The sequence below is a fragment of the Synechococcales cyanobacterium CNB genome, from assembly GCA_030263455.1.
Lineage (GTDB): Bacteria > Planctomycetota > Phycisphaerae > Phycisphaerales > UBA1924 > CAADGN01.
In genome coordinates, this window is sequence record SZOZ01000011.1 from 13,162 (window position 1) to 29,124 (window position 15,963).

Sequence of the window (15,963 nt, forward strand, 5' to 3'; positions counted from 1 at the left end):
CGGCTCGCAGGGCGAGGGGCGCGGGGGTAATGTGCTGCCGGGGGGTGGGATGGGAGGCACGCGATGCGGGTGATGAGCGTGATCGCGGCGGCGGCGCTTTGCGGATCGCTCGGAGGCGCGGCCGCGCGACAGGATCGGGCCGCCTTTGCGCCGGTGGACGAGCTGCCGTGGTGGCCCGCTGCCAAACGCGATGGGTTCGCGGCGTACGAGGCCCGGCTCAACGCGATCCCGGATGCGGAGCGGCTGTGGGCGTGGCACGACCTGCTCGCGTCGCGGCCGCACGTCGCGGGCATGGAGGGGGACCGGGAGACGATCGACACGCTCGCCGCGGCGTTCGCCGACATGGGCCTCGAGGTCGAGGTCCACCGCTTCTGGGCCTACCTCTCGCGGCCGATCGCGGCAGAGGTCGAGGTCATCGGGGGGGGGCTGCTCCCGCTCGGCGAGACGCCCCTGCCCGAAGACCCCGACACCGCCGCCGACCCCGTCGGCTTCGGGTGGAACGCCTACTCGGGCAGCGGCGAGGCGACCGGCGGGGTCGTCTACGCGAACTACGGACGCAGGGAGGACTTCGAGCGTCTGGCCGCGCTCGGCGTGGACTGCGCCGGCAAGGTCGTCATCGCGCGCTACGGCGGGAACTACCGGGGCTTCAAGGCCAAGTTCGCGGAGGAAGCGGGCGCGGCCGCGCTGCTCATCTACAGCGACCCCGCCGACGACGGGTACGTCAAGGGCCTCATGTACCCCGAGGGCGGGTACCTCAACGACTCGTGCATCCAGCGCGGCTCGATCGTGACGCTCGCCTCGCCCGGCGACCCGCTCACGCCGGGCGTCGAGGCGACGCGAGACGCCCCGCGCCTGGACCCGGACGCGGTCGCGCTGCCGCGCATCCCGGTGCAGCCGATCGGCTGGGGCGCGGCCCACACGATCATGCGGCGCATGCGCGGCGATGTCGTGCCGCAGGGATGGCAGGGAGGGCTGCCGCTGCCGTACCGCGTCACCGGCGGCGACGGGCTGCGCGTGCGCGTGAAGGTCGAGCAGGAGCGGCGGATCGTCGAATCAGCGAACGTGCTGGCGACGCTGCGCGGACGCGAAGAGCCTGAGCGCTTCGTCGTCATCGGGTGCCACCACGACGCGTGGGGCCACGGCGCGGCCGACGCGATGTGCGGGATGATCTCGCTCATGGAGGCGGCAAGAGCGTTCAGCGAGCGCGCCGCGGCGGGCGAGCGGCCGCGGCGGAGCATCGTCTTCGCGGCGTGGGGCGCGGAAGAGCACGGGCTGATCGGCTCGACGGAGTGGGTGGAGGGGAACCGCGATCGGCTGGAGGGCGTGAGCGGGGGTGGGGCCGTCGCGTACATCAACCTGGACATGGCGTCGATGGGGCCGAACTTCGGGGCCGCGGCGACGCCGAGCCTGCGGCGCGTGATCGCGAGCGCGGCCAAGGCCGTGCCGCAGGCGCGCGACCCCGAACGATCCGTGTTTGAAGCGTGGGGCGCGGGGGGTGAGCCGGGCATGGGCGAACTCGGCGGCGGGAGCGACCATCTGCCGTTCGTGGCGCACGCGGGCGTTGCGGGCGCGGGTTTCTCGGGCGGGGGCAGCCCCGGGGTGAACTACCACACGGCGTACGACACGCTGCGGTGGTACCGCCACGTCGTAGGCGAGGATTACGAGCCTGCGCTGATGATCGCGCGGATGACCGTGGCGACGACGGCCAGGCTCGCGGACGCGCCCCTGCTGCCGCTGGACCCCGCGGCGGGCGTGTCGAGCCTGCGCCGGCACCTGCGGGAGATCACGAAGCGCGGCGTGGAGACGGGCGTGTTCGCGGGGCCGGCGGCCGAGAGTGGGAGGGCGGAAGGGGGGGGAGCGGTGGCTGCGGAGCTGGCCGCGCTGGACGCCGCGGCGGCAGAGTGCGAGGGCGCGCTGGTGCGGGCGCTGGATGCGATGGAGGCCGCGATGGCGGAAGGGAGGCTGACCGGCGACGACCTCGCGCGCGCGAACGCGGCGTTGTTCGCGGCGCAGCGTGCATGGTCGGACGGGGCGGGCCTGGCCGACCGGCCCTGGTACAAGAGCCTGTACATCGCGACGGACCCGGACAGCGGGTACGGCTCCTGGCCGCTGCCCGGCCTGCGGCGCGCGGTGGAGGACGGGGATGCCGAGGCGGTGCGGCGGGAGGTGGCGAGGTTGAAGGCTGTGGTCAAAATGCTCAGGGCCGTTCCGGCTTCGCTGCATTCAGGCGAATGAAGCGTGCGACGCCATGCAGGCTGCTCGCGCCGGCTTCTGTCAGGGACGACCGGAGCAGGCGGGTGCCGTTGATTCGTCGGTCGGCGACGACAGCGAAGGAGCGGTGGCGGATGCACGCCGCGCTGCAGCGTTCGCCGAGGGCGCGGCGATCAGCGGTGATCGTTCTCGTGCTTGCCTTGCCGGCCGTCTTCCTGCCGGCATTGATCGTGCCGTTGGTGACGGGCACGATTCTCGGTTCCCCCCCAGGTCTGACTCCGTCCAGAATCACGCTCGCAATGCTGAGCGGCGCAGCCGTGGGCTTGCCCGGCCCGTTGGCAATGGCCTTCCTGGCACGGCGGTTCTTCGCGTCGGAGATCGCGCGCTTCATTGTCGGCGCTGGCGCGTGCGCTTCGTGCGACTACCCGCTGGCGGGAGTGCCGGAAGACGACGACGGCTGCACCGTCTGCCCCGAGTGCAGGGCCGCGTGGCGGAGGGAAACGAGAGCGACAGGCCGCAGGTCGGCAGGGCGGTAGTGGATCGGAAATGAGACAACACGTGCACCGGGCCGGGGCAGCTCATCTGCGGCGGCGGGGTGCGCATTGCATCACGGTGAGGTGCGCGATACTCTGCGAGCAGCAAACACTGAGGCGAGCGAGGAGGAGCGTGCGATGAACGGAGCACAAGGGCTGATGCCGGCGATCTGGGTTGCGATCTCCGTGCACGCGGCGGCGGCCCAGACGGTGTCGCTGTCGTTCGTTGATCGCTCGACCGGGCTTCACCTCCCCGGCATGGAGGGCGGCCGGACGGAGTTCGAGTTCGCCGACCTGAACGGCGACGGGCACCTCGACCTGGTGTCCATCGGTGATCACGGCAGCCCATTCGTCAACAGCAACCAGTCCGGCATCATGGTCTGGTTCGGCAACGGGCTTGGCGTCTGGTCGCACTACCAGACCGGATACTTCGGCTACGGAGGCATATCGATCGCCGACGTGAACAACGACGGACTGCTGGACGCCGCGTACGGCATGCATCACGACTGGTCCTCGAACGACTTCGGCAACCAGGTGCTCGAGGTTGCGCTCGGCGACGGCACGGGGCGGAACTGGACGCCGTGGGACGACGGGCTTGGCCAGCACGGCCAATCGTGGGGCATGTTCTCGACCGATCTCGCCGACATCGACAACGACGGTTTGCTCGACGTCGGATCGGTCGCATTCGGCTGCTGCGACGGCGTCCACGTGCACCGAAACAACGGCGACGGGACGTGGCCGCGCACGTTCGGGTTTCTCGGCGGCAACTCGTCGATGGAGTTCCATTTCGGCGACTTCAACGCCGACGGTAACGCCGACTTCGCGGCCTCGCACGGAGCGGGGACCGTGTATCTCGGCGACGGGACCGGGGCGTTCGTGCTCGCGGACGGGAATCTCGGCGGCGGACCGTGGCGTTCCGGACTGTCGATCGGCGACGTCGACGGGGACGAGCGCGAGGAGATCGCGTGGACTTCGTCAGGCGCGCTGCACGTCTGGAAGATGATCGCGCCCGGGCAGTGGCAGAATCTGTCAGGCAACCTCTCCTCCATCGGCGTGTCGTACCACCGCACCCAGATCGCGGACATGGACTTGGACGGCTCGGGCGAGGTCATCGCCTATCGGCCGGGGCAGGTGGACATCTACGGACGGGACGGGAGCGGCGGGTGGTCGCTCTTCGCGCAGATCGTGACGCCGGAAGGATGCGGGAACGCGGCCGCGCTGCGGACCGGCGCGGATGCCGACCATAACGGCTACCCGGACATCGTGACGGTGGCGGAGGAGAACTGCCACTGGTGGACCGGAGGCACGAACCGCCCGCGGTTCTATGCGAACGCCTCGGCGCCGGAGCAGGCGTGGGTGCATCCGGTCTATCCGCGCGGCGGGCAAACGTTCATCGCGGGTCAGACTCGGTTTGTGCGCTGGCACGCGGCCATTCCGGAGGGCGACCGTGTCGGCGGGATGCCGACCATGACGATCGAGCTCTCGACCGCCGGCCCGAACGGTCCCTGGAGCGAAGTCGCGGCGGGCGTGCCGAGCAACGGACGGTTCCAGTGGCTGCTGCCCGCGTCGCTCCCCTCGACGACGAACGCACACCTGCGGTTCACGCTGGCGACGAACCCTCCCGCTTCTGCGGTGACGCCCGGCCCGTTCACGATCCTCGGCGTCGATTGTCCGTCGCCCGACTGCCCCGCGGACTGGAACTGCGATGGAGACGTGAACACGCTGGACGTGCTGGCTTTCCTCAACGCATGGGTGAACGGGGACGAGCGGGCGGACCTGAACATGGACGGAGAAGTGAACACGCTGGACGTGCTCGCGTTCCTGAACTCGTGGACGGCTGGCTGCGGCGGATGAGCCTCAGGCGACCCAGCGCCCGCCGTCGACACGGACGATCTCGCCCGTGACATAGTGCGCGTCGAGGGCGAGCCAGCGCACCGCCTCGGCTGCGTCCTGCGGCGTGCCGGCGCGAGCGAGCGGGACACGCTTGAGGTAGGCCTTCTGTGCCTCCGGGTCGGCCTCGGCGCCTGACTCGGGCCACGCGACGACGCCGGGCGCGACCCCGTTGACCCGAACGCGCGGGGCGAGTTCGCGGGCGAGGCTCTGGACCATCTCGGCGAGGGCGGCCTTGGACATGGAGTACGCCGAGTACCCGCGTCGTGGGCGGCCCAGCGAGTGGATGTCCAGCATGGCGACGATCGAGCCGCCGCCGGGTCGCGGTGACTCGGCGAGGCGGCCCGCCAGACGCGAAGAGAGCAAGAGCGGCGAGAGCGCATTCACGCGGAAGTGGCGCGAGATCGCCTCGGAGGTGATGCGGGCAAGCGGCGTGGGGCCGTACACCGAGGCGTTGTGGACGATCACGTCCAGGCGCTTGAGTTCGACGGCGAGCATCTCGCCGAGCGCGGCAACCGAGGCGAGGTCTTCAAGATCGAGGCGTTCGAGACGGACGCTGGCGCCTGCCTTGTGCAGAAGCGCGGCGGCCTTGCGCGCGGCGTCCGCGTCGCTGCGCCAGGTGACGATCAGGTCGCAGCCGGCATCGGCGAGGGCGTGCGCAACCGCAAGCCCGACCCGCCGCACGCCGCCTGTCACGAGTGCAACGGGGCGATCCGCGAGCGAACTGGTCGGATCGCCGGCGGTATCGGAATCGGAGCGTGGCATCTTCGGTCCTCGGGTGCGCGTCAGTCGGAGCCGGGTTCGGTTGCGGGGCCTTCTTCGAGCGGAACCCTCCGGCCCGCCTCTGCCCAGGCGTCGATCGGCGGCTCGTCGGGGGAGGAAGGGACCTGCGCGCGCGCGAGGCGGCGACGGCGAGAAACGATCAACGCGAACGCGCCCAGCGCGATGACGACCAGCAACGAGGCAACGAGCACGACCGCGAGCGCGATGAAGGCCACCGCTTCGCTCTGCGCCGGGGCGGGCGTCTGGGTCGAGACGCCGATGGCGATGGTTCCCGGCATGTACGGCACGGGGGACGATAGCCGGGGGTGGGTCAGCCGGTCGGCGCGGCGGGGAGCGCGCCCGGATCGCCGCCCGGCAGGGGCGGGGGCAATGCCGCGGAGCGCACGATCGGGGCGATGGTGACGCGATCGGGTGTGCGGATCACGCCCGCCGGCAGACCAGCCTGCGCGAGGGCATCCGCGAGGGCACGGTCGTCAAGAGTCTTGGTGCGCGAAGGCGCGACGACAATCGCGGTGCGCTGGAGGATGCTGGGGTCGGAGCGAACGATCTCAACACGGGAACCCGGGGAGACAGGGGGCAGGAGCGGTTCGGACGCTCCCTCCGAGTCTCGATGAGCGATCGGCAGTGGCGCTGGCTTCGGCTGCTGCCGCGTGAGCACGGCTCCTGTCGCGATGGCTACCGCCAGTGGCAGCGCGGCGAGTGCGGCCCGGACTGTGATGCGACGGCGCACGCGAGCGCGCAGGGCACCCTGCGCTAGCGAGAGAATCCGGTCGCGACGTGCGAGGCCAGCGGGACTGAGCGCTGTGTTGTCGGTCGGGCCGGCGGTCATGGGTGTTTCTCCGATGCGGTGTCGCGTAAACGGTTGAGGATGCGCCGCAAGCGGCCGTGGGCGGCATCACCGGTCAGGCCCGCCTGATCGCCGGACTCGCGCAGCGTGCGCGACCGGCCGAAGCGAGCGTCGATGAGCGAGCGATCTTCGGCGGGAAGTCCGGCGAGGACAGCGCGAAGTCGGTCGATCCGTTCGAGCACCTCGCAGAGTTCGTCGGGACGAGCGGGCGCTGGTGCAGGCGAGCGTGAGCGTTCACGGAGGATGCGGCGCTTCTCGCGGCGCAGCCGGTCGAGCGCGGCCGATCGCACAACTCGAACGAACCAGCGTTCGAGTGACTGTTCGTCAGGCAGCGTCGGGATGCGGCGTGCGACTCGGATCATCGCGTCCTGGACCACGTCGAGGCAGAACGACTCGTCACGGCCGGTCAGGGATCGGGCGGCGTCAAAGGCGCGATCGAACCAGGCTTCGTAGAAGCAGGCGAGGGCGGAACCGTCGCCCCTGGAAATGGCGGCTGTCAGATCGCGTGTGGCGTCGCCGCGCTCGGATGGGGCGAGCGCGGCGGGCGCTGGACGCGGCATGGACGGCGTGGGTTCCACGCGGGCGGGCCGGGCTGCGGCGATGGCGAGCGATGCGGTCAGCGTCCCCCTCCGGCCCGGCCTCGGAGCCGGGCGATCTCCTCGCGCATGGCCTTGAGTTCGGCTTCGAGCGCGGCAACACGCTCTCGCAGCGACAGGTTCTCGGCGGCGAGCCGCGCGGCCGGATCGGTTCCCGCACCCTGCGACGGCGCCCGCGCGGTCTCGAGCATCGACTGCATCGCCGTCATGCGATGGGCGGCACGCTCGCGCTCGACCTCTGCCGCACGCATCATCGTGACCGCTTCCGCGAGCCGTTCCTCGCTCTCCCGAAGGTCCGAGGGAGGAATCGCCGACTGCTCGGCCAGTTTCCTGCGTTCGTTGAGTTCCTGCTCGGCAACGGCGACACGCTGCTTTGCACGCTCGATCCCGATCGATTGCAGCTCGAAGTTCGCCCGCGCATCGGTGAGTTCCATCTCGAGTCTGGCAGCGTCTGCCATCGAGCGGGACAACTGCGACTTGACGATCTCGCGCCGGCGGGCAAGGTCCGCGCTGATGGCGTTGATCGCGCTCTGTGCCGCCCCGAGCGCGACCGGCGGCGCGTTCATGATGACAAGACCCGTATCCTCGTGGAAGCGGACGGCTGGATCGGCGTCGGGGGTGGCCGTGGTGAGCGCGGTCTCGATCGCGGTGAGCACGGCCTCGCGCGGCAGGGGCGAATCCGCAGGTTCGCCCGGCAGTGGCGTGATCAGGTCGCGGATCGAGACCACGAGGGTCTCCGCTGGCATGAGACGGCCGGTCTGGAGCGTCCGTCGGCCGGTCTCCCGTCGGACTTCGATGAGGTAGATCGGTTCTCCCGGTCCCGTGAAGGCGTTGGGGAACGCACCGGGAATCGACAGGTCCACTCGAACAGGCAGATCGTTGATGGTGTAGGAGCCGGTCACGAGTTCGAGGGCGGACCTCGCGGAGACACGTTCGAGGAACACCTGCGGGATGCGAACGTCATCGGCCTCTCCGCGGATGACGACGTTGACCGGGCTGCCTTCGGACGCCAACTTCACGGCCTGGGCATACTCGGGCAGCGAGCCGCCGGGGAACCGGAGCGTGAGAAGGGGAGAGGTGTCCTGGGTGCGTGACGCGGCCGCCTGCGTGAGGTTCTGTCTCGCTTGCACGGAGCCAGGCTCCGGCTGGGTACTCGGGACGGACTGGGCGGTCAGGAGGGGCGTGGCGCAAGTCAGAGCGACGGTCGCAAGGGCGAACGGGCGCATCCGGGCATGGTTCGTCGGCATGGCGGTCTCCTTGTCGAGCGGCCGTGGCCGTTCGTGGAGCATGAACGCCGCCGGGGTGGGAGTTCGGCGCGGTCTGACAAGAATATCGGCCCGGTCGTGCGGGGTTGCCGGATCGGGCGAAGCAGGCCGGCGGTCGGCCTAGAGTCCCGTCCGAGCAGGAGCCGCCATGCACTTCGACGCCCACCAGCCCGTGATCGACGACCTTGAGGCGCGGATCGTAACCATCCGCGACTCTCTTTAACTACGAGTCCAAACGCCGCAGGCTGGCGGAACTTGAGACGAAGATGGGCGAGCCGGGTTTCTGGGACGCCCCGGAGGCCGCGAAGGCCACGGTGGCGGAACTGAAACTGCTCAAGGCCCAGACGGACCCGCTCAAGTCGATCGTTGAGGACTTCGAGAACGCGAGACTCGCGTACGAGATGGCGAAGGAGTCGGGCGACAAGGACCTGCTCGCCGAGGCCGACGAGTCGTTGCACGGCCTGGTCGGGCGAATGGAGCAGGTCGAGCTGCAGTCGCTGCTCTCGGGCAAGCACGACCATCGGAACTGCTACCTGACCATCTCGGCCGGCGACGGCGGCACCGAGGCCAACGACTGGGCCGAGATGCTGCTGCGGATGTACATCTACTACTGCGAACGGATGGGATGGAAACTCGAAGAGATTTCCAAGACGTTCGGCACGGAGGTTGGGATCGACCACGTGACGCTGCACGTGAAAGGGCCGTACGCGTTCGGATACCTGAGTTGCGAGCGGGGGACGCACCGGCTGGCGCGGGTGTCGCCGTTCAACTCGCAGGGCAAGCGGCAGACGAGTTTCGCGAGCGTGGACGTGACGCCCGAGTTCGAGGATGTTGCGCTGGAAATCCCGGACAAGGACCTCGATATCACGTACTTCGCGCGATCCAGCGGCCCGGGCGGGCAGAACGTCAACAAGGTGGCGTCGGCGTGCCGCATCGTGCACAAGCCGACGGGGATCATGGTGGTGGCAAGCACCTACCGTGACCAGCCGCAGAACAAGCATCAGGCCATGACGCTGCTGACGGCGAAACTGGAGCAACTCGAGGAAGAGAAGCGCGAGCGTGAGCTGGCTGAGGCCAAGGGCGCGGAGATGGGCCGCGGCTGGGGGACGCAGATCCGCAGCTACGTGTTCTACGACAACCGTGTGAAGGACCACCGGACCGGCTACGAGGAGAGCAACTACGAGAAGGTGCTGCAGGGGTATCTGGAGCCGTTCGTGGATGCGGAACTGAAGCGGCGGCGGGCTGAGAAGGAGAGGGCGGGGGTGGGGGCGTAGAAGCAGGAGTCGGCATGACGCGCGAAGAAATGCTGATCGCGTTTCTTGCGGATCGCGACGTGCCCTGCCCGCGGTGCAGGTACTCGCTTCGCGGCATTGCGGCTCCGAAGTGCCCCGAGTGCGGCGTCGTGCTGCGGCTCAGCCTGCGTGTCGATGCCGTGCCGTCCGCCGACCCGGACGCCGAGCGCCGTTGGCTCGTGGAGTATCTTGCGAAGCACGGCGCGGAGTGCCCAGAGTGCCGTCTACGATTGCACGGCGAAGCCGGCTCGGCGTGTCCGGCGTGCGGGGCTTTGCTGACGCTGAGTTCGATCCGGCAGGCGGCGGTCGGGCGGTCCCTCGCGGTCGAAGCGCGGACAGCGGGGCTGTGGCTGGTCGCGCTGCTGCTGATGGCGATCGCGTTCGCCGCGGTGCTCGTGTTCGTGACGGCGCGGCCGTAGGGCTATCGCAGGCTGCGCGGCGGGCGAGGGCCTGGGCAGCACCCGATGGGGCGGCCGTCGTCGTCAGGCTTTCGTTGCGGCGGGGGGAAGTGGCCCTCGGCCTTTGCGGTGAGCAGTGAACCGAGCACGATCGCGGCGAAAGCGGCGAGCGGCACGATCGGCGGCAGGTGGACGCCGAAGCCCGGCAGCACAACGAAGCAGACGAAGCCGAGCAGGATCACGAGGCCGAACGCGACGATGAGCCGGAGCAGCAGGCGCCGGCCCTCGCGGCGATTGTGCTCCTCGTCGGCGGCAAAGGAGAACGCGGCTGGGTCGGCGCGGCACGGCTCATCGGGGAGGCGTTCGGAGTCGATGCCGGGGCCGATGATGATGACGCTGTCGGACTCGCTCGGATCGCGGGCCATGCGTTGAGATGATAGGAGCGAGGCCGCAACGCGACGCGCACGGCAGGGGAAGCCACGACAAAGAGCGACGCGCTGTCTACGCCAGCATCCGGCGCAGGTACTGGCCCGTGTAGCTCCGCTGGACGCGGGCGACCTGTTCGGGCGCGCCCTCGGCGACGATGTTGCCGCCAGCGTCGCCGCCCTCGGGGCCGAGGTCGATGATCCAGTCGGCGCACTTGACGACGTCGAGGTTGTGCTCGATGACGACGAGGGTGTTGCCGGCGTCGGCGAGGCGGTTCATCACCGCGACGAGTTTGCGCACGTCCTCGAAGTGCAGGCCCGTGGTCGGCTCGTCGAGGACGTAGAGGGTGCGTTCGCCCGTGCCCGTGCCGTCGGGACGGATGCCCTTGCCGAGTTCGGCCGCGAGCTTGATGCGCTGGGCCTCACCGCCGGAGAGAGTCGTCGAAGGTTGCCCGAGCGTCAGGTAGTCCAGCCCCACGTCGTGCAGCGAGCAGACGAAGCGGTGAATCTTCGGGTGGTTCTCGAAGAACGTGCGGGCCTCCTCAACGGTCATGTCCAGCACGTCTGCGATGCTCTTGCCGCGGTAGGCGACTTCGAGGGTTTCGCGGTTGTAGCGCCGGCCGCGGCAGACCTCGCACTCGACATAAACATCCGGCAGGAAGTGCATCTCAATCTTCTTGAGGCCCTGTCCCTGGCAGGCTTCGCACCGCCCGCCTCCGTTCTGGGCTGAGACGTTGAAGCTGAACCGCCCGGGCTTGTAGCCACGGATGCGTGCCTCCTTCGTCTGTGCAAAGATGCGTCGCACGTCGTCGAAGAATCCGGTGTAGGTGGCGGGGTTCGAGCGCGGGGTGCGGCCGATCGGCGACTGGTCCACCTCGATGACTCGGTCGATGCGGCCGAGTCCGGTGAAGCGCGCGTGCTCGCCGGGCGTCTCCCGCGCGCCGAGCAGGTGCTTTCGGGCGGCCTTGAGCAGCACGTCGTTCACGAGCGTGCTCTTGCCGGAGCCTGAGACGCCGGTGACGCAGACGATGCCGCCCAGTGGGAACACGGCGTCGATGTCCTTCAGATTGTTCTGCTTCGCGCCCCTGACGGCGATGGCGTTGCGGGTCGGGTCGAGAGGACGGCGGCTCAGTGGGGTCTCGATCGAGCGTCGCCCTGCGAGATAGTCGCCCGTGATCGAACCTGGCGTGTCGCAGACCTGCCGCACGGTTCCCTGCGCAACGACGGTCCCGCCGTGGACGCCCGGGCCGGGGCCGACGTCGATGAGGTGGTCAGCGGCGCGGATCATCTCCTCGTCATGCTCGACGACGATGACGGTGTTGCCGATGTCGGCAAGATGACGGAGTGTGCGCACGAGCCGGCCGTTGTCACGCTGGTGCAGACCGATGGTCGGCTCGTCGAGGACATAGCACGCGCCGACCAGCCCCGACCCGACCTGCGTGGCGAGGCGGATACGCTGGGCCTCCCCTCCCGAGAGCGTGCTGGTACGGCGGTCGAGGCTGAGGTATTCGAGGCCGACGCTGGTCAGGAAGCGAAGACGGCTGCCGACCTCTTTCAGGATCGGTTCCGCGATCGTGCGCTGCTCGTTGGTGAGTCGGAGTCCCTCGACGAACGCGATCGCGTCGTTGATGGTGAGGCGCGAGAGCTCGGCGATGTTGAGCATCGTACCGTCGTTCGCGGGTCGGCCGATGACGGAGCCAGACGCGGCGCGGGCGGCGTCGGCGCGGTGCTCGCTCGTCAGCATCACGTGCAGCGCTTCGATGCGCAGGCGGTCGCCGCGGCACTCGGGGCAAGGGCGCTGAGAGAAGAACCCGCTGAGCCACTCCTTCACGCCGGGGTTCTCGGTGGATTCCCACCATGCGGCGACGTTCGGGATGACCCCCTCGAACTGGCGTGTTCGGGGGGCCTCCTTGCCCGTGCCGTGCAGCAGCGCGCGGCGTGTATCGGCGGAAAACTCGCGGACCGGCTGATGGAAGGATACGCCGAAGGTCTTGCAGAAACGGCGGAGTTTGCGGTTGTACCAGGCGCGGACCGGGCCGTTCTTGTTCCACGCCGCGACCGCGCCTTCGGCCAGGCTCTTGGCGTCGTCGGGCAGCACGAGATTCTCGTCGAACTCGGCGAGGTTGCCCAGGCCGTGGCAGCGAGGGCACGCGCCGTAGGGGGAGTTGAAACTGAACAGGCGCGGGCTGATCTCTTCGAGGGCGTACTCTGGGCGTTCGGGGTCGGCAAAACGCGTTGAAAAGGCGTGGTCGGTTCCGGAGTCCCGAGTCCCGGGTGTTGAATCCTGAGGCGATGCAGCGGGCTCGACAGCAAGGATAACGGAGCCTTCAGACAATCGGAGCGCGGCCTCGACAGATTCGGCGAGTCGCTGGCGCGAGTCGGCGTCAAGGGTGAGCCGATCGACGACGGCCTCGATGGTGTGTTTCTCGTAGCGCCCGAGGCCGAGCGGGTTCTCGCCGCCGCGGGCGAGGGCATCGCGCAGGTCAACGACCGTGCCATCGACGCGCGCCCGCGACCAGCCCTGCCGATGCAGCCGCTCTGCCGTGTCCTTGTGGAACCCTTTCAGACCGCGCACAACGGGGGCAAGGACCATGAGTCGGCTCGCGGATGCGGGTCGGCCCATGATCGTGTCCACGATCTGCGTCGCGCTCGTCGCCGAGATCGGCACGCCCGCCCGCTCGACGATCGTGCCGTCCTTGCGGGTCTTCGTGGGCGCCCATGAGTACGGCGTGCCGCACCGGGCGTAGAGTAGGCGCAGGTAGTCGTAGATTTCGGTCGTTGTAGCGACGGTCGAGCGGGGATTGCCCGAGGCGGACCGCTGCTCAATGGCGATGGTCGGCGGGATGCCCTCGATCTCCTCAACATCGGGCTTCTTCAGTTGTTCAAGGAACTGACGGGCGTACGCGGAGAGCGACTCCATGTATTTGCGTTGCCCCTCGGCGAAGATCGTGTCGAACGCCAGCGAAGACTTGCCCGAGCCGGACAGACCCGTGATGACCACGAGCCGGTCGCGCGGGATGTCCACGTCAAGGTTCTTGAGATTGTGCTCGCGTGCCCCGCGCACGCGGATGAACCGGTCCGGAGGCGGCTGGCGGCGAGGTTCCGGCGCGTCGGCGGGCAGGGGCTGGGGCGAGGCCTTCGGCGCTGGTTTCGGGCGGCTCTTCCTTGGCTCTGTCGCGGCGCGGGGCATCCATCTCCCTCCGTGGGAGCGATCGTAGGTCGTCGGTGTTACTCGCCGGTCTCGGCCGGAGCGGACGGCTGGGGCTGTGGGGCGGTCGCGGCGTGCTTCGCCCGCTGGACCAGCCCGAGCATGATGAGACCGATCGCCACGCCCAGCAGGTACAGCCCGAGGCGGCGAGGGAACTCGCCTTTGCGGCGATGTGGGGGCGTTCTCGTTGCTGCTGGTTCCACGGACCATGCTAGGGGCGAGTCAGTGGGGCTTGCGGCGGGTGCGGCGCTCCTTCGCCCTCGGATGCACCCCGGCCATCCCGGGCTTGCGCCGGCGCTGGCCGCCCTTTGATCGCAGGGCTTCCTCGACCTCCGCGCGTCGGAGCAGGAGCGGTTCGTGAGGCTCGCCATGGGTGGGCAGCCCGGGGGCGTGGCCGCCGTGCTCTTCGATCAGCCTTCGGATCGTCGCGGCCTGGTCTCGCAGTTCGGCTGCACGCTCGAAGTTCAGCGATTCGGCCGCTTCGCGCATCTCGCCCTCGATCTCGGCGAGCAGCGTCGCCGCATCGAGCGGGCGTTCGCTGGTGAGCGAGGCCTCGCGGGCCGTGCGGCGGGCTTTGAGTTCACTCTCCAGCCCCCGCCTGATCGCCTTGCGGATAGTGGTGGGCGTCACGTCGTACTCACGGTTGTAGGCGACCTGCTTGGCACGACGACGCTCGGTTTCGTCGATCGCGGCCTGCATGGCGGGGGTAACCGAGTCGGCGTACATGACGACCTTGGCGTTCTCGTTGCGTGCCGCGCGGCCCATCTGCTGGATGAGACTCGTAGCGGAGCGCAGGAAACCCTCCTTGTCCGCGTCGAGGATGCACACGAGCGAAACTTCGGGCAGGTCAAGCCCTTCGCGGAGGAGGTTGACGCCCACGAGCACGTCGAACTCGCCCAGGCGCAGGTCGGTGAGGATGCCGACGCGCTCGAGCGTGTCGATCTCGCTGTGCAGATAGCGTACTCGCAGGCCCTGCTGGTCGAGGTAGCCGGTCAGGTCTTCGCAGAGCCGCTTGGTCAGGGCGGTGATGAGCACACGCTCGCCCGCGGCGGCACGCTCGCGGCAGCGCACCAGCAAGTCCTGCACCTGGTTCGACGCCGGACGCACCTCGATCTCGGGGTCGAGCAGTCCGGTCGGGCGGATGACCTGCTCGTGGACCGCACCGCTCGTCATGCCGAGTTCGTACGGTCCCGGTGTCGCGCTGACGAACACGACCTGCGGCACCATCGACTCGAACTCCTCGAACCGCAGCGGTCGGTTGTCGAGCGCGGCAGGAAGGCGGAACCCGTGCTCGACAAGCACCTCCTTGCGAGCACGATCACCGTTGAACATCGCGCGCACCTGCGGGATTGTGACGTGGGACTCGTCAACGATGAGGAGCCAGTCGCTCACGGAGGAAGTGGGGGAGTAACGAAGTGACGGAGTGACGGGGTGTGCGGCTTCTTCGCCTCCAGGCTCGTCACTCTGCCGCTTTGCCACGTCGCCGCGTTGCGACTGCTCATCCCGCGTCGGAGCGCGCTCGAAGTAGTCGAGCAGAGTGAACGGACGCTCGCCGGGGGCGCGACCGTCAAAGTAGCGCGAGTAGTTCTCGATGCCGGAGCAGTACCCGACCTCCTCGATCATTTCGAGGTCGTACTTCGTGCGCGCGAGCAGGCGCTGGGCTTCGAGGAGTTTCCCCTGCGAGCGGAGTTCCAACACGCGGTCGTCGAGGTCGGTGCGGATCGAGTCGAGGATCGGCTGAATCTCCTCCTCCGGCATGACGTAGTGGACCGCCGGGTACAGGAAGAACTGCCGCTCTTCGGCGAGCAGGTCGCCGCCGGTGGGGTCGATCAGGTCCACACGGTCGATCTCATCGCCGAAGAGCTCGACACGGACGGCGAAACGTTCGTAGGCGGGCCACACCTCGACGGCGTCTCCGCGGACGCGGTACGAGCCGCGTTTGAACTCGACGTCCACTCGCTGGTATTGCATGGCGTTGAGGGCGAGGAAGAAGTTGCGCCGGTTGATGCGGCTGCCGCGGGTGATGCTGAGCACTCGCTGGGCGTATGCCTCCGGCGAGCCGAGGCCGAAGATGCAGGAGACGGAGGCGACGACGATGGTGTCGCGGCGGCTGAGGATGCTGCTCGTTGCGGCGAGCCGGAGCATGTCGAGATCGTCGTTGCGACTTGCGTCCTTCTCGATGTAGATGTCGCGGGCTGGGATGTACGCTTCGGGCTGGTAGAAGTCGTAGTAGGAGACGAAGTAGTTGACGCTGTTGTGCGGGAAGAACTGGCGGAGTTCCTCGTACAACTGGGCCGCGAGGGTCTTGTTGTGGCTGATGATGAGCGTGGGTCGCTGGAGTGTGGCGATGACGTTCGCCATCGTGAAGGTCTTGCCCGTGCCCGTTGCGCCGAGCAGGCAGACGTGCCGCGAGCCGGCGCGCAGGTCGCGGCATACGCCCTCGATGGCGTGTGGCTGGTCGCCCGTGGGCACAAAGTCACTGACGAGTTCGAAGCCACGCGGCGGGGGCATGCGC

General features: G+C 68.9%; 14 protein-coding genes. 4 read left to right on the forward strand and 10 right to left on the reverse strand.

All coding sequences use genetic code 11. From position 1 onward, the window contains the following. Nucleotides 1-63 precede the first annotated feature (63 nt). Entirely contained in the window at nt 64-2,235 is a 2,172-nt protein-coding gene (locus tag FBT69_11405; protein ID MDL1905398.1) for a M20/M25/M40 family metallo-hydrolase, read from the forward strand. Here the strand turns inward: FBT69_11405 and FBT69_11410 are convergent. Further along, nucleotides 2,198-2,602 (reverse strand): hypothetical protein, encoded by a 405-nt coding sequence (locus FBT69_11410; GenBank protein ID MDL1905399.1) that lies wholly within the window; start codon nt 2,600-2,602, stop codon nt 2,198-2,200. The genes FBT69_11405 and FBT69_11410 overlap by 38 nt on opposite strands. Nucleotides 2,603-2,882: 280 nt before the next feature. On the opposite strand from FBT69_11410, the gene FBT69_11415 reads away from it, so the two are divergent. Continuing rightward, on the forward strand, nt 2,883-4,598 hold the full coding sequence (locus FBT69_11415) for a hypothetical protein (protein ID MDL1905400.1): 1,716 nt from the start codon (nt 2,883-2,885) through the stop codon (nt 4,596-4,598). 3 nt (nt 4,599-4,601) lie between these two features. On the opposite strand, the gene FBT69_11420 is transcribed toward FBT69_11415, so the two are convergent. From FBT69_11420 to FBT69_11440, 5 genes are read right to left on the reverse strand one after another with little or no spacing between them, the layout of a single operon-like run. After that, nucleotides 4,602-5,399 carry an SDR family oxidoreductase gene (locus FBT69_11420; protein MDL1905401.1) on the reverse strand — a complete coding sequence of 266 codons (798 nt, stop codon included), beginning with the start codon at nt 5,397-5,399 and terminating at the stop codon, nt 4,602-4,604. A 20-nt stretch (nt 5,400-5,419) separates the two neighbouring features. Then, on the reverse strand, nt 5,420-5,695 hold the full coding sequence (locus FBT69_11425; GenBank protein ID MDL1905402.1) for a hypothetical protein: 276 nt from the start codon (nt 5,693-5,695) through the stop codon (nt 5,420-5,422). 32 nt (nt 5,696-5,727) lie between these two features. Next, nucleotides 5,728-6,246, reverse strand: a complete 519-nt coding sequence (locus FBT69_11430) for a hypothetical protein (protein ID MDL1905403.1) — start codon at nt 6,244-6,246, stop codon at nt 5,728-5,730. Further along, nucleotides 6,243-6,824 carry a sigma-70 family RNA polymerase sigma factor gene (locus FBT69_11435; protein ID MDL1905404.1) on the reverse strand — a complete coding sequence of 194 codons (582 nt, stop codon included), beginning with the start codon at nt 6,822-6,824 and terminating at the stop codon, nt 6,243-6,245. Before FBT69_11435 ends, FBT69_11430 begins: the two co-directional genes overlap by 4 nt. A gap of 56 nt (nt 6,825-6,880) precedes the next feature. Then, nucleotides 6,881-8,107, reverse strand: coding sequence for a hypothetical protein (locus tag FBT69_11440; GenBank protein ID MDL1905405.1), 1,227 nt, complete (start codon nt 8,105-8,107; stop codon nt 6,881-6,883). A 263-nt stretch (nt 8,108-8,370) separates the two neighbouring features. Here FBT69_11440 and FBT69_11445 point away from each other — a divergent pair, with 263 nt between their 5' ends. Both FBT69_11445 and FBT69_11450 read left to right on the forward strand, forming a co-directional pair. Then, on the forward strand, nt 8,371-9,399 hold the full coding sequence (locus FBT69_11445) for a peptide chain release factor 2 (GenBank protein MDL1905406.1): 1,029 nt from the start codon (nt 8,371-8,373) through the stop codon (nt 9,397-9,399). A 14-nt stretch (nt 9,400-9,413) separates the two neighbouring features. After that, nucleotides 9,414-9,836 carry a hypothetical protein gene (locus tag FBT69_11450; GenBank protein ID MDL1905407.1) on the forward strand — a complete coding sequence of 141 codons (423 nt, stop codon included), beginning with the start codon at nt 9,414-9,416 and terminating at the stop codon, nt 9,834-9,836. Nucleotides 9,837-9,838: 2 nt separating this feature from the next. Here FBT69_11450 and FBT69_11455 read toward each other — a convergent pair whose 3' ends face one another. The 4 genes from FBT69_11455 to FBT69_11470 form a co-directional block, all read right to left on the reverse strand. After that, on the reverse strand, nt 9,839-10,240 hold the full coding sequence (locus FBT69_11455) for a hypothetical protein (protein ID MDL1905408.1): 402 nt from the start codon (nt 10,238-10,240) through the stop codon (nt 9,839-9,841). A 76-nt stretch (nt 10,241-10,316) separates the two neighbouring features. Beyond that, nucleotides 10,317-13,430, reverse strand: a complete 3,114-nt coding sequence (uvrA, locus tag FBT69_11460; protein ID MDL1905409.1) for an excinuclease ABC subunit UvrA — start codon at nt 13,428-13,430, stop codon at nt 10,317-10,319. Nucleotides 13,431-13,468: 38 nt separating this feature from the next. Beyond that, a complete protein-coding gene (locus FBT69_11465; protein MDL1905410.1) occupies nt 13,469-13,651 on the reverse strand; it encodes a hypothetical protein in 183 nt (60 codons plus the stop codon). Between the two features lie 19 nt (nt 13,652-13,670). Next, entirely contained in the window at nt 13,671-15,959 is a 2,289-nt protein-coding gene (locus FBT69_11470) for an excinuclease ABC subunit UvrB (GenBank protein MDL1905411.1), read from the reverse strand. Nucleotides 15,960-15,963 lie beyond the last annotated feature (4 nt).

Bases quoted from the DNA above. Each gene is read 5' to 3' on its own strand.
- FBT69_11405 (MDL1905398.1), top strand. From the start codon at position 64: ATGCGGGTGATGAGCGTGATCGCGGCGGCGGCGCTTTGCGGATCGCTC.
- FBT69_11410 (MDL1905399.1), bottom strand. From the start codon at position 2,602: ATGAAGCGCGCGATCTCCGACGCGAAGAACCGCCGTGCCAGGAAGGCC.
- FBT69_11415 (MDL1905400.1), top strand. From the start codon at position 2,883: ATGAACGGAGCACAAGGGCTGATGCCGGCGATCTGGGTTGCGATCTCC.
- FBT69_11420 (MDL1905401.1), bottom strand. From the start codon at position 5,399: ATGCCACGCTCCGATTCCGATACCGCCGGCGATCCGACCAGTTCGCTC.
- FBT69_11425 (MDL1905402.1), bottom strand. From the start codon at position 5,695: ATGCCGGGAACCATCGCCATCGGCGTCTCGACCCAGACGCCCGCCCCG.
- FBT69_11430 (MDL1905403.1), bottom strand. From the start codon at position 6,246: ATGACCGCCGGCCCGACCGACAACACAGCGCTCAGTCCCGCTGGCCTC.
- FBT69_11435 (MDL1905404.1), bottom strand. From the start codon at position 6,824: ATGCCGCGTCCAGCGCCCGCCGCGCTCGCCCCATCCGAGCGCGGCGAC.
- FBT69_11440 (MDL1905405.1), bottom strand. From the start codon at position 8,107: ATGCCGACGAACCATGCCCGGATGCGCCCGTTCGCCCTTGCGACCGTC.
- FBT69_11450 (MDL1905407.1), top strand. From the start codon at position 9,414: ATGACGCGCGAAGAAATGCTGATCGCGTTTCTTGCGGATCGCGACGTG.
- FBT69_11455 (MDL1905408.1), bottom strand. From the start codon at position 10,240: ATGGCCCGCGATCCGAGCGAGTCCGACAGCGTCATCATCATCGGCCCC.
- uvrA (MDL1905409.1), bottom strand. From the start codon at position 13,430: ATGCCCCGCGCCGCGACAGAGCCAAGGAAGAGCCGCCCGAAACCAGCG.
- FBT69_11470 (MDL1905411.1), bottom strand. From the start codon at position 15,959: ATGCCCCCGCCGCGTGGCTTCGAACTCGTCAGTGACTTTGTGCCCACG.